Source organism: Amaricoccus sp. (assembly GCF_036846665.1).
In the GTDB taxonomy this organism is placed as follows: domain Bacteria; phylum Pseudomonadota; class Alphaproteobacteria; order Rhodobacterales; family Rhodobacteraceae; genus Amaricoccus.
The window spans coordinates 1-12,465 of record NZ_DAIUBO010000110.1; the positions used below are offsets into that span (position 1 = coordinate 1).

The 12,465-nt window shown below is 71.2% G+C and carries 13 protein-coding genes and 1 pseudogene; 7 read left to right on the plus strand and 7 right to left on the minus strand.

The annotated features are described in order from the left end of the window. Positions 1 to 911: glycerol-3-phosphate dehydrogenase (glpD, locus tag V7050_RS11865; RefSeq protein WP_324410575.1), on the plus strand; the 911-nt coding region annotated here is incomplete at its 5' end. 313 nt (positions 912 to 1,224) lie between these two features. Here glpD and V7050_RS11870 read toward each other — a convergent pair. The 3 genes from V7050_RS11870 to puuE are packed head-to-tail and all read right to left on the minus strand — an operon-like array spanning position 1,225 to position 3,994. Next, positions 1,225 to 1,719, minus strand: coding sequence for an ureidoglycolate lyase (locus tag V7050_RS11870; RefSeq protein WP_324364674.1), 495 nt, complete (start codon positions 1,717 to 1,719; stop codon positions 1,225 to 1,227). Beyond that, complete coding sequence (locus tag V7050_RS11875; RefSeq protein ID WP_324364676.1) at positions 1,716 to 2,579, minus strand: bifunctional allantoicase/(S)-ureidoglycine aminohydrolase; 864 nt, start codon at positions 2,577 to 2,579, stop codon at positions 1,716 to 1,718. The genes V7050_RS11870 and V7050_RS11875 overlap by 4 nt, the downstream gene beginning before the upstream one ends. Then, complete coding sequence (gene puuE / locus V7050_RS11880; RefSeq protein ID WP_324364678.1) at positions 2,576 to 3,994, minus strand: allantoinase PuuE; 1,419 nt, start codon at positions 3,992 to 3,994, stop codon at positions 2,576 to 2,578. The genes V7050_RS11875 and puuE overlap by 4 nt, the downstream gene beginning before the upstream one ends. Before the next feature lie 157 nt (positions 3,995 to 4,151). On the opposite strand from puuE, the gene uraH reads away from it, so the two are divergent. Beyond that, on the plus strand, positions 4,152 to 4,517 hold the full coding sequence (uraH, locus tag V7050_RS11885; protein ID WP_324364681.1) for a hydroxyisourate hydrolase: 366 nt from the start codon (positions 4,152 to 4,154) through the stop codon (positions 4,515 to 4,517). 84 nt (positions 4,518 to 4,601) lie between these two features. After that, the gene (locus V7050_RS11890; RefSeq protein ID WP_324364682.1) at positions 4,602 to 4,898 is read left to right on the plus strand and encodes a hypothetical protein; all 297 of its coding nucleotides are present in this window, start codon (positions 4,602 to 4,604) and stop codon (positions 4,896 to 4,898) included. Positions 4,899 to 4,934: 36 nt separating this feature from the next. Here the strand turns inward: V7050_RS11890 and V7050_RS11895 are convergent, their stop codons facing one another. Further along, a complete protein-coding gene (locus tag V7050_RS11895; protein ID WP_324364685.1) occupies positions 4,935 to 5,873 on the minus strand; it encodes a LysR family transcriptional regulator in 939 nt (312 codons plus the stop codon). Between the two features lie 109 nt (positions 5,874 to 5,982). Here V7050_RS11895 and V7050_RS11900 point away from each other — a divergent pair, with 109 nt between their 5' ends. From V7050_RS11900 to V7050_RS11915, 4 genes are all read left to right on the plus strand, one after another. Then, positions 5,983 to 7,221: a urate hydroxylase PuuD gene (locus V7050_RS11900; protein ID WP_324364686.1), complete on the plus strand. Its 1,239-nt coding sequence runs from the start codon at positions 5,983 to 5,985 to the stop codon at positions 7,219 to 7,221. A gap of 130 nt (positions 7,222 to 7,351) precedes the next feature. After that, positions 7,352 to 8,188: a hypothetical protein gene (locus V7050_RS11905; protein ID WP_324373653.1), complete on the plus strand. Its 837-nt coding sequence runs from the start codon at positions 7,352 to 7,354 to the stop codon at positions 8,186 to 8,188. Then, on the plus strand, positions 8,189 to 9,070 hold the full coding sequence (locus V7050_RS11910; protein ID WP_324364690.1) for a hypothetical protein: 882 nt from the start codon (positions 8,189 to 8,191) through the stop codon (positions 9,068 to 9,070). Continuing rightward, entirely contained in the window at positions 9,064 to 10,152 is a 1,089-nt protein-coding gene (locus tag V7050_RS11915) for a TAXI family TRAP transporter solute-binding subunit (protein ID WP_324364692.1), read from the plus strand. Before V7050_RS11910 ends, V7050_RS11915 begins: the two co-directional genes overlap by 7 nt. A 231-nt stretch (positions 10,153 to 10,383) precedes the next feature. On the opposite strand, the gene V7050_RS11920 is transcribed toward V7050_RS11915, so the two are convergent. The 3 genes and pseudogenes from V7050_RS11920 to V7050_RS11930 all read right to left on the minus strand — a co-directional run. Further along, the gene (locus V7050_RS11920; RefSeq protein WP_324364694.1) at positions 10,384 to 10,803 is read right to left on the minus strand and encodes an EVE domain-containing protein; all 420 of its coding nucleotides are present in this window, start codon (positions 10,801 to 10,803) and stop codon (positions 10,384 to 10,386) included. Positions 10,804 to 10,920: 117 nt separating this feature from the next. After that, a complete protein-coding gene (locus tag V7050_RS11925) occupies positions 10,921 to 11,880 on the minus strand; it encodes an NAD(P)H-dependent glycerol-3-phosphate dehydrogenase (protein WP_324364697.1) in 960 nt (319 codons plus the stop codon). After that, positions 11,877 to 12,465 (minus strand): annotated as a pseudogene (locus tag V7050_RS11930) (tRNA (adenosine(37)-N6)-threonylcarbamoyltransferase complex transferase subunit TsaD); the annotation flags it as partial. The pseudogene V7050_RS11930 and the gene V7050_RS11925, both read right to left, overlap by 4 nt.

Genomic DNA, 12,465 nt, shown 5'->3' on the forward strand with positions numbered 1-12,465 from the left:
GGCCTGGGTCGGGGCGCATCATCGCCGAGACTTTGGGGATCGAGTCGGGCGAGGGGGTGCGCCTCGTGCGCGGCAGCCATATCGTGACCCGCCGGCTCTTCGAGCACGACCGGGCCTATATCTTCCAGGGCGCGGACGACCGCATCGTCTTCGCCATCCCCTTCGAGACCGATTTCACGCTCATCGGCACCACCGACCGCGACCACGAGGGCGCGCCGGGCGAGGCGGTCTGCACCCCGGAGGAGGCGGATTACCTGCGGGCCGCGGCCTCGGAATATTTCCGTGCGCCGGTCGCGGCCGAGGACGTGGTCTGGACCTATTCCGGGGTGCGCCCGCTCTATGACGACGGCGCGAAATCCGCCACGGCGGCGACGCGCGAATACGTGCTCTCGCTCGACGCGCCGGGGGATGCGCCGCCGCTGCTCAACGTCTTCGGCGGCAAGATCACCACGCACCGCCGCCTCGCCGAGGCGGCGATGGCGAAGCTCGCGCCGCGTTTTCCCCAGGCGGGCGGCGCCTGGACGGCGCGGGTGCCGCTGCCGGGCGGGGATTTCCGGCATGACGAGCCCGGCCGGCTGATCGGCGCCCTGCTCACGGCCTATCCGTTCCTCGATCCGCGCTGGGCCCGCCGCCTCGTCCGGGCCTATGGCACCGAGGCGCGCGAGATCCTCGGCGAAGCGCGCAACGCCGAGGATCTCGGTCGGCGCTTCGGCCACGACCTGACCGAGGCGGAGGTCGTGTGGCTGATGGAGCGGGAATGGGCGCGCAGCGCGGCGGACGTGCTCTGGCGGCGCTCGAAGCTCGGGCTGCGGCTCGACGCGGGAGAAGCCGCCGCGCTCGATGCCTGGATGGAGGAGCGGACCGCCGGCGCCCCGGCGCCCCGTCACGGCCCCGTCACCGAAACGGTGTAAGCCTCGGCCAGCCCGATGGGACGGGCGCGACGGCGCGGCCGGATCCGGTGTCAGGGTCTTCGGAAATGTTTCGTGCGCGGTAAGTTGTACCGGCCCCCGTCGGTCCCGCGGGCGGCACCATGTGAGCCCCGGTCGAAGGGACCGGATGTCGCCCGACCGGCAAGGTCAGAAAATCATCGTGACAACAATGGAGTATGCCATGTCCCGCTGCGGGACGCCGCCACATGCCCCCGCGGACTCGGCACCAGACGGAACCGCGCGCGCCTGACAGGCAGACGCGCGCGGACAGCCAGCCCACGATCGTGGCCGGCGCTCAGGCCTCGACGATGCTCCAGGGAGCGTCGTAGTGATGCTCCTCGAGGTTGCCGGCCGTCGGGATGCGGTCGACGATCACGAAATCGGCGGTGCGCCCGAGCGGCGTCAGCACCCCGTGCCAGACGCCGCGCAGGTAGTTCACCCCCTGGCGGCCGTTGGTGATGAAGGCGCGCGGCCGGCCGGGCGTGCCGGCCTCTTCCGCAGCGACGATCACCATGAAGGGATCCTCGGACATCGGCAGGAAGGCCTGGCTGCCGTAGGGATGGCGCTCGACCATCGTCAGCTCGTAGGGCAGCGCATAGGGGCGGCCGCGGCCGGCGCTGATGCCGATGCGGGACCCCTCGCCGTCGAAATCCACCCGCGCGAGATCGTGGAAGCGATCGCACATGCCGGCGTTGATCTGGAAGCTGGGCTCGCCGTGCGTCTCGATGACGTCCCCGTAGGGGGCGAAGGCCTCGGCGGTGAGCGGCTCCAGCGCGATCTCGCGGCTCATGGGCGGCCCCCCGGCCCGAAGCCGCGCGGCAGCCGGGCGTGGCGGTTCACGTCCTTGTAGAGCAGGTAGCGGAAGCGCCCCGGTCCCCCGGCGTAGCAGGCCTGCGGGCAGAAGGCGCGCAGCCACATGAAGTCCCCGGCCTGGACCTCGACCCAGTCGCGGTTGAGCTTGTAGACCGCCTTGCCCTCGAGCACGTAGAGCCCGTGCTCCATGATGTGGGTCTCCTCGAAGGGGATGAGCCCCCCGGGCTCGAAGGTGACCACGGTCACATGCATGTCGTGGCGCAGGTCCTCGGGGTCGACGAAGCGGGTGGTGGCCCATCGACCCTGTGTGTCCGGCATCGGGCTCGGCGCGATGTCGCGCTCGTCGAGGAAAAGCGGATCGGGGGCCTCGAGGCCCTCGGCCGGCTCCCAGGCCTTGCGGATCCAGTGGAAGCGCGCCGGGACGTCGCCCGCGTTGCGCAGGGTCCAGGCGCTGCCCGGCGGCAGATAGGCGTAGCAGCCGGAGGCGAGCTCATGGGCCGCGCCGTCGAGGGTGACGGTGATGCCGCCCTCCACGACGAAGAGCACGCCCTCCGCCCCGGCATCGGGTTCCGGGCGGTCGCTGCCGCCGCGGGGGGAGACCTCCATGATGTATTGCGAGAAGGTCTCGGCGAAGCCCGAGAGCGGCCGCGCGATGATCCAGGCCCGGGTCCCGCTCCAGTTGGGCAGGAAGCTGGTGACGATGTCCGACATGACCCCCTTGGGGATCACCGCATAGGCCTCGGTGAAGACCGCGCGGCCGGTCATCAGCTCGGATTGCGCCGGCAGGCCGCCGGCGGGCGCGTAATAGCTGCGCGGGAAGGGGCTTTGCTCGTTCATGGCAGCATGTCCTCGAGGCGAAGTTGGGCGATGCGTTCGACCTGGGTGCAGGCGGTGGCGAATTCCCTGTCCCGGTCGTTGGCGATGCGCGATTCGAAGGCGGCGAGAATCCCGGCCTTGTCGTGGTCGCGCACCGCGATGATGAAGGGAAAGCCGAACTTGCCCTGATAGGTGTCGTTGAGCTCGGTGAAGCGCGCGCGCTCGGCGTCGGTGAGCGCGTCGAGCCCGGCGCCGGCCTGCTCGGCGGTCGATTCCGGCGTCAGCCGCTTGGCGGCGGCGAGCTTGCCCGCGAGATCGGGGTGGGCGGTCAGCACGCCGAGCCGCTCGCGCTCCTCGGCGGCGCGGAAGGCGCGGGCCAGCACGTTGTGCACGCCGGCGGCGGAATCATGCGCCGGGCCGAGCTCGAGGTCGAAGGCGCGCTCCGCGATCCAGGCGCTGTGCTCGAAGACGCCGCCGAACCGGGCGACGAAGTCGTCGCGGCTCATGGTCGTGGGCCGCGGCGCACCCACCGGCGGCGCCGGATGGCGGGCCTTCCAATGCGTGGCGATCTCGCTGCGGGTGGCGAACCAGCCGCCGCCCCGGGCCTGTACGTGGTCGATGAAATCGGCGAGGCCCTTGATCCGGCCCGGCCGGCCGATCAGCCGGCAGTGGAGGCCCACCGACATCATCTTGGGGCTGCCGGCTTCGCCCTCGGCGTGCAGCGTGTCGAAGGTGTCGCGCAGGTAGACGAAGAAATCCTCGGAGGTGTGGAAGGTGCCGGCCGAGAACCGCATGTCGTTGGTCTCGAGGCTGTAGGGGATCATCAGCTGCTGGCGGCCGGCGTGCTCGAACCAGGAGGGCACGTCGTCGTCCATGTTGTCGGCCAGCCAGTCGAAGGCGCCGCTCTCCGCGGCGATCTCGACGGTGTTGTGCGAGCAGCGGCCCGTGTACCAGCCGCGCGGCGGCTCGCCCACAACTTCCGTGTGGAGCTTGATGGCCTCGGCCATGTGCCGGGCTTCCTCGTCACGGCCGAACTTCGCGTAGTTGATCCACTTCAGCCCGTGGCTGGCGATCTCGAAACCGGCGTCCTTCATCGCCGCGACCTGAACGGGCGAGCGGGCCAGCGCCGTGGCGACGCCGTAGATGGTGAGCGGTACGTTGCGCGAGACCACCAGGTCGCGAACCCGCCAGAAACCGGCGCGGGCGCCGTATTCGTAGATCGACTCCATGCCCCAGTGCCGCATGCCGGGCCAGGGCTGGGCGTTGGGGATCTCCGAGAGGAAGGCCTCTGAGGCTTCGTCGCCGTGGAGGATGCAGTTCTCGCCACCCTCTTCGTAATTCAGGACCAGGCTGATGGCGACCTTGGCCCCGTCCGGCCATTCGATGGCGGGAGGGTTGGGGCCGTAGCCGATCAGATTCCTGGGGTAGCGCGTCATTGGGTGTCCTCCTCGCCCTTGGTTTGGAGGCGAGCATAGGGAGTTGTCCGGAGATTCGGCTACATTATCTTTTTGAAGGATTTTCGCCTCAACCCGGCTGGTCTTGCGGGCGCCGTTGCGGCGATACTCCCGGCCAGCAAAGCGGAGGGAACGGCGAATGACTGGAACGGACGGCTATCTTTCGACCCATGTGCTGGACGCGGCGCGGGGTTGCCCGGCAGCAGGGATGCGGATCGATCTCTACCGGATCGAGGGCGAATCGCGCGCGCTGGTGCGCTCGCTCACCACCAATTCCGACGGGCGGACCGATTCGCCGGTGCTGCCGAAGGGCGAGATGCCGGTCGGGGTCTATGAGCTCGTCTTCCATGCCGGGGACTATCTCGACGGTGCCGGGATCGCCGGCGAATCGCCGCGCTTCCTCGACCAGATCCCGATCCGCTTCGGAATCGCCGACGTGAGCGTCCATTACCATGTGCCGCTCCTGCTCTCGCCCTACAGCTATTCGACCTATCGCGGCAGCTGAGGCGCGCCGGTCCGGGATCGACGGGCGCCGGCCATGCGGCGAAGCTGGCCGGCGTCCGAGCGGAACCGAAAGGAGGACCCGAGAATGCGCAGCTTTGCCCCCGCCCTGACTATGGCCGCCCTTCTGCCCTGGACGGCGATGGCCCAGATCGATTTCTCTCACGGACCCGAGGAGGGTGCCGTGACCTGCGGGCAGTTCGTGGTGATGGATTCCGTCGGTCAGATGAAGGCGCTGACGGCCGTCGAGCCGATCGGCGGCGAGATGCCCGACGCCGATCAGGCGCTGGCGGCGCAATGGGCGGCGACGGTGAACGCCGCCTGCACCGGCCATCCCGACCGGCTTCTCCAGGACGTCGCCGTCGAGGCGCTGGGCGGCAACTAGGCGTCGCGCCCTGGGTGCGGCCGGGCGCGTCCCGCGTCAGGTCGGGGCGGCGGCGGGGATCCGCTCGAGGATCTCGCCGAGCGCCGTCTTGCAGGCGGGAACCATGAAATCCATGAAGAGGCGGCTCTTGGGGTCCTGGAGGCGCTTGTGCGGATAGAGGCAGGCGAGTTGGACGTCGAGCGGCGGCTCCGCTTCGGCCACCACGACGAGCGCACCGCTGCGAAGGTGCTCGGCGATCTCGAAGGCGGGCTTGAGCGCGATGCCGCGCCCTGCCAGTGCCCAGGCCGTCAGCACGTCGCCGTCATCGGATTCGAAAGAGCCCTGCACCTCGTAGCGGCGCGGCCCGGTGGCGGTCTGCAGGGTCCAGACGAATTCGCGCGCGCCCGGAAAGCGCAGGAGCAGGCAATTGTGCCCGCCCGTGACCAGATCCTCGCCGCTCATGGGCATGCCGTGGCGCGCCACATAGTCCGGGGAGGCGCAGAGCACCCGGCGGCAATCGGCGATCGGCCGCAGGCGCAGGTTCGAATCCTCCAGATCCCCGAGCATGAAGATGACGTCGAGCCCCTCGGCGGTGACGTCGAGCTTGCGGTCGGATAGCCGCAGGCGCACGTCGATCTCGGGATAGAGATCGTTGAATTCCGGGATGAGCGGCGCGATCAGCCGCTTGCCGATCCCCAGCGGTGCCGCGACATGGATCGAGCCGCGGGGCTTGCGCGAGACCTCGGCGACCTCGGCCTCGGCCTCCTCGATGGCGGCGAGGATCCTGAGCGCCCCCTTGTAGAAGATCCGCCCCTGTTCGGTCGGCTGAAGGCTGCGGGTCGTGCGGTTGAAGAGGCGCACGCCCAGGTGCTTCTCCAGTTCGGCGACGCGCGCGCTGACCACCGCCGGCGAGACGCGCTGGTCGCGCCCCGCGGCTGACATGCTGCCGAGATCGCAGACCCGCACGAAGGTTCGCAACGTGTTCACGTAGGACATGGCGCGACGCTATCATTTTCAGGGGAATCCCGAAAGTGCTGGCGCATCGCGGGGATTCCCACGAAGGTCCGGATCTGAGAAGGTCGGGGAATCAACTGGGGAGGACAGGATGTACGCATTCCCGATCATCTGGGACTGGATCGCCTTTGCCGTGCGCTGGCTGCACGTGATCACCGGCATCGCCTGGATTGGATCGTCGTTTTATTTCGTCGCGCTCGATCTCGGGCTGCGAAAAGTGCCGAATCTGCCCGAAGGCGCCCATGGCGAGGAATGGCAGGTGCATGGCGGCGGCTTCTACCACATCCAGAAATATCTGGTGGCGCCGGAGCAGATGCCGGACCACCTGGTCTGGTTCAAGTGGGAGAGCTACGTGACCTGGCTCTCGGGCTTCACGATGCTCGCCATCGTCTATTACGCCGGGGCGGATCTCTTCCTGGTTGACCGGCATGTGCTGGACGTGCCCTCGTGGGTGGCGATCCTGATCTCCCTCGCCTCGCTGAGCGTGGGCTGGCTGCTCTACGACAATCTCTGCAAGTCGAAGCTGGCGGAGAATCCGACCACGCTGATGGTGCTGCTCTTCATCATCCTGGTGGCGATGGCCTGGGGCTATACGCAGGTCTTCACCGGGCGCGCGGCACTCCTGCATCTCGGCGCCTTCACCGCGACGATCATGTCGGCCAACGTCTTCTTCGTCATCATCCCGAACCAGAAGATCGTGGTTGCGGATCTGAAGGCCGGACGCACGCCGGATCCGAAATACGGCAAGATCGCCAAGCTGCGCTCGACGCACAACAACTACCTGACGCTGCCGGTTCTGTTCCTGATGCTGTCGAATCACTATCCGCTGGCATTCGGGACGCAGTACAACTGGCTGATCGCGAGCCTCGTCTTCCTGATGGGCGTGACGATCCGGCATTACTTCAACACGATGCATGCGCGGAAGGGCGAACCCCGCTGGACCTGGCTCGCCACGGCGATCCTCTTCATCCTGATCGCCTGGCTCTCGACCGTTCCCGCCTCGCAGCCCGACGCGGCGGAGGAGGAGGACGCAGCGACGCTCTCGCCCGTCGAGATGCAGTTCGCCTCGGCCGAGGGCTTCAGCGACGTGGCCGACACGGTGATGGGGCGCTGCTCGATGTGCCATGCCTCCGAGGTCTTCTGGCCGGGGCTGCATACCGCGCCCAAGGGGGTCGTGCTCGAGACCGAGGCGCAGATCGCCGCGCACGCCCGCGAGATCTATCTCCAGGCCGGCCGGTCCCATGCCATGCCGCCGGGCAATGTCACCGACATCGAGCCGTCGGAACGGCAGATGATCGTCGACTGGTACGAGGCCGCCACCAGGGGCTAGGCGAGCGGCTGCCTGCCGCGGCTTAAGGATCGCCGGGAATAGTCCTTTCGAGGCCGGCGCGCTTTGCCTATCATCGTTCCACGCATGGCGCCCGCCTCCAGGCGGGCGTCTCCGTTATGAGGATCGAGGCTTGGGCAAGGACGGAGCGCGCGATTCACCCTCCGCTGGCACGGCGGAGAACTGGGGACGGCCGGACCGCATCCGGGCCGGCGCAGTCTCCGGTCCGTGGCGGAGTGGGCCGCGTGCCGATCACGGCGAGGGCGGCGCCGCTCCGCCGCCGCGCGGCGGGACGGGACATGGTGTCGCGGCGGCCCTGGCCAAGGCGCGGGCCAAGCCCACCGGCGCGACCGGCCGCATGGACGGCGGGCCGCAGCCGCGCGCGGCCGCTCCGCAGGCGCGGCAGGTCGAGCCGGATCTTGTCGAGCCCGACTATCGCGACCCCGAATACCGCGAGATCGGCGAGACCATGGACCGCCAGCGCCGGTCGGTTCGCCTGGCGATCGCCGCGGGCGTGCTGACCGCCCTGGCCATCGTGGGCGCGGCCTTTCTGCTGCGGCTCGGCGCCTGGCCGGAACGGGCGTCTCCCGAGGCCCCCGCCGAGACCGTGGCGGCCACCGCCCCGCCGGTCGCGTCCGCCCCGAGCCCGACGCCCTCCGCCGCCGCGGAGGAGCCCGGCGCGATCCGGCTGCGGGTCGGGCCCAATCTCGCGCCCGAGCGGCGCGAGCAGATCGCTGCGGCGCTCGAGGCCGAGGGATACGGTCCGGTCGTCATGGAGGTGCTGCCGTTCCAGATCGCCGCCTCGAGGGTCGGGTACTACCGTGCGGAGGACGAGGCCCCGGCGGCCGCGCTGGCGCGGTTCCTCTCGGGCATGCTGGGCGACGGCGGGATCGAGGTCTCGACCCGCGACTACGGCAAGCTGCTCAACGACACCGAGCCCGGCCGGCTGGACGTCTGGATCGAGGGCTAGATGGCGCGGCCGGGCGCTCCCCGCAAGCTCCGGTTTCGCGGCGCCGCGGGCCTCGCGGCGCTCATCCTGGCGGCGGGGCCGGCGCCGGCCCAGGATTTCACCGCCATCGGCGCCGAGGCCATCGCCATCGTCCAGGCCGAACTCGCCGAGCTCGAACGGCAACGCAGCGCCCTTCAGGCGGAGATCGCGGCACTCGAAGGCCGGCGGGCGGAAACGACCGCGGATCTGACGGCGCGGCAGGAGGTTCGCAGCGGGGAACTGGCCGGGCTCGAGGCCGAGGCGCAGGCGCGGCTCGAGGCGCTCGGCGAGGCGGCGCAGCGGCAGCTGGCCCAAACCGAGGCGGCCACGCAGCAACTGGACGCCATCGAAGCCACGATCGCGGCGCGGCGGAAGGAAGCCGATCGCGCCGAATTGGAGATCGCCGCGCTGGAGCGCGACCGCGCCGAAACCATTGCGGCGCTTGCGGAGGCGGAGGCCGCCACAGCGCGGGCCGGCGAGCTCGAAACCCGGATCGAGGGGCTGGAATCGGAAGCCGCGGCGCTGGAATCGCGCAAGAACGGCCTCGAAGCCGAGCTGGTGGCGGCCGAGGGCCGCCTGGCCCGGCTGCAATCGGCGATAGCCGAGGCCGAGGCCGAAGCGCCGCCGCAACCCGGTCAGGCGGCGGAACCGGCAGCCGACGCTGGCGGGCGCCGCTCGGCACTCAGCATCGCGACCGCGCTCGCCACGGCACCGGGGCTCGGGGGCGCGAGCGACGCGGAGCTGGGCCTGCTGGCCGGGGAGCTGCGGGACGGCGCCTGCGTGACCGACGCGCTCGGGGCGGCTTTCGGCGGGATCAACCGCTTCACCGCGGCGGCGCTGGTGCGGGGGCTGGGCGATTGCTGAGGCCGGCGCTGCGCGCGACGCCCGGGCGCCGCCGCCTTCGCCTGCCCGGGCTCGGGCTGCTGGCCGTGCTGCTGCCGGCGGCGCTGGCGGCGCAGGAGGTCGAGGTCAATATCGTCGCCGCCGGCCCAGCCGAGACCGATACGGCGATCGGCCGAGACATCGTGGCGGCCGCCGGGACCTGCGGCCTGACGCTCGAAGTCCAGCCCACGGCTGGCGCGCTGGAGAACGCCGCCGCGATCCGCGACCGGCGGCGCACGCAGCTCGGCTTCATGCAGGACGACGTTCTGGAATACCTGCAGACCTTCGGCCCGGAGGATCCGGCGCTGCGGCGGATCGCCGACGGATTGCGGGTGGTCTTTCCGCTCTATGTCTCGGAGATTCATCTGCTCGCGCGGCGCGACATCGCCGGGCTCGCGGATCTGTCGGGGCAGCGGGTCTCGGTCGGGCTCGCCGAAAGCGGGACCTTCATCACCGCCGGGCTGGTGCTCGATCTCGCCGAGGTCCGGCCCGCGGCGCGGATCGACGATCTCGGCCCCGAGGCGGCGCTGGAGGCGCTGCTCGCGGGCGAGATTGACGCGATGTTCGCCGTCACCGCCGCCCCGGCCGAGCTCTTCCGCGACCCGCGGCTAGGCGATGGCCGCTACCACCTGCTGGCGCTGCACGAGCCGGCGCTGGCGGCGGTCTATGCGCCGGCGACGATCGCGGCGGGGAGCTATCCGATGGTCGATGCGGACGTCCATGTGCTCGCGGTCCGCACCCTGCTGATGGCCTATGGCTTCAGGCCGCCGGTCAATTCCTACCACCGGGCGAGCTGCACGGCGATCGCGGATGTCGCGCACGTGATCCTGTCGCAGATGGACGTCCTGACGGCCCGGGGGCACGCAAAATGGCGCGCCGTCGATCTGACGGCGATCCCCGAGGGCTGGCCGATCTCCGATTGCGCCATGGACGGGCTCGACCCCGGCCATGTCCTGGCCTGCCCCACGCCGGATGCGCCCGCCGCCGCGGGTGCCGTACCACCGGTGCCGGACGGGCCGAACGCGCCCTTCCTGCGCCGGGTCTGCGCGGTGACCGGGTGCTGACACGCGCACCGTTTCAATGGCCTGCGACGCAGCCACACGTTCCGCCCGGGTCGGGGGTTCCCCGGCCCGGTCGACCCGAACCGGCGATTGCGAGGCGACCCGCCTCGCGCCGATCCGAAGCGATCGTCCAGACCTCATCTGGAATTCAGTGCAATAACAATTACTTGCATGGCGTCCCACTGCGGGACGCCCCCGGGGCCGCCGCGCCAAATCCATCGGACGGAGGTCGTTTCAGCCCTTGTAGCCGCCCATCTCGCAGACGACGCGCCATTCCGCCTCGCTGACCGGCTGGACCGAGAGGCGGGTGTTGTTGACGAGCACCATGCCGGCGAGCCGCGGCTCGGCCTTGCAGGCCTCGAGCGTCACCGGCTTGGGGAAGGGCGCCACCGCGCGGATGTCGACGCATTCCCAGCGTGCATCCTCGGTGGTGCTGTCGGGGTGGGCCACGGCGATCACCTCGACCACGCCGACCACGGCCTTCTCCGCCTGGGAATGATAGAAGAAGCCGAGATCGCCGGGCTTCATCAGCCGCATGTTGTTGCGCGCCTGATAGTTGCGCACCCCGTCCCATTCCTGGCCCGCCTCGCCGCGCGCCACCTGGTCGTCCCAGCTCCAGGCTTCCGCTTCCGACTTGAAGAGCCAGTATGCCATCTCCGCCCCTTTCCCGTCCGGGTTCCGCCGATGCCGGGGCTCTATCGCGGACCGGCCGACGACGCCAGCCCGCGGCGCTGCGCCAATATGAGGAGTCGATCAGCCGGCGGCGGGGCGTCACTCCTCGCGCAGCGGCCGGGAGAGCAGCGCCTCCATCGCGCCGGCGATGGTGAGCCCGCCCTCGAGCACGCCGGCCACCGCGGCGGCGATCGGCAGCTCGACGCCGCGGCCCTCCGCAAGTCGGCAGGCGGCGCGGGCGGTGGCCACGCCCTCGACGGTGCCGCCGGGTCGGGCCGCGCCGGCGCCGAGCGCGCGACCGAGGGTGAAGTTGCGCGACTGAGAGGAGTTGCAGGTGAGCGAGAGGTCGCCGAGCCCCGAAAGCCCGGCCAGCGTCTCGGGGCGCCCGCCGAGCGCGACCGCGAGTCGGCTCATCTCGGCGAAGCCGCGGGTCATCAGCGCGGCGCGGGCGGAATGGCCGAGACCTGCGCCCTCGGCCATGCCGCAGGCGATGGCGACGACGTTCTTGAGCGCCCCGCCGAGCTCGGCGCCGGTTACGTCGTCGGTGAGATAGAGCCGCAGCCGCGGAGCGGCCAGCGCGGCCTGCAGCGCGCGGCCGCGCGTGGAATCGCCGCAGGCCAGGGTGAGCGCCGTGGGCAGGCCGCGGGCGATCTCGCCGGCGAAGCCGGGCCCGGTGAGCGCGGCCAGCGCATGGCCCGGGCTCGCGGCGGCGGCGATCTCGGTCTGGAGCCTTAAGGTGGCCGCGTCGATGCCCTTGGCGCAGAGCACCAGCGGCACGTCGGGCAGATCGCCGCCATGGGCGGCGAGAAAGGCGCCGGTCGCCTGCGCCGGCACCACCAGCAGCAGGATCTCCGCGCCGGCGAGGTGGGCGAGATCGGCGGTGACGCCGAGCGACTCCGGCAGGGGCACGCCGGGAAGCCGCGCGCGGTTCTCCCGGCAGGCCGCGATCTCGTCCATGGCGGCGGCGTCGCGGCCCCAGAGCAGGGTGTCGCGGCCGGCCGCTGCCTGAACCGCGGCCAGCGCGGTGCCGAAGGCGCCGGCTCCGAGCACGCCGATCACGCCTTGGCTCCCTTGCGGCCCGAGCCGAGCATGGGCGCGGCCGCGGCATCGAGCGGCCAGCGCGGCCGCGCCGGGAGATCGAGCGCGTCCGGCCCGCGCAGCGCCATGCGTTCGGCCGCCGCCCAGGCGGTGATGGCGCCGTTGTCGGTGCAGAGCGCGCCCGGCGGCGCGAGCCAGGCGAAGGCTTCGGCCGCCGCCACGGCCTCCAGCGCGGCTCGGATCGCGCGATTGGCGGCGACCCCGCCGGCGACGGCCAGCGTCGTCGTCCCGTGGCGCGCGGCGAAGGCGCGCAGCGCCCGGCGGGTCTTCTCCTCCAGCGTGGCGGTGACCGCCGCCTGGAAGCCGGCGCAGAGATCGGCCCGATCGGCGCGGGTGATGCCGCCCTGCGCCGCCACCAGCCGGTCGCAGGCCCGCCGCACCGCGGTCTTGAGCCCGGCGAAGGAGAGGTCGCAGCCCTCGCGGTCGAGCAGCGGCCGGGGGAAGTCGAAGCGGTCCGGGTCGCCGCCGAGCGCCTCGGCCTCCAGCGCCGGGCCGCCGGGCGCGGCGAGGCCGAGATGGCGGGCGATCTTGTCGAAGGCCTCGCCG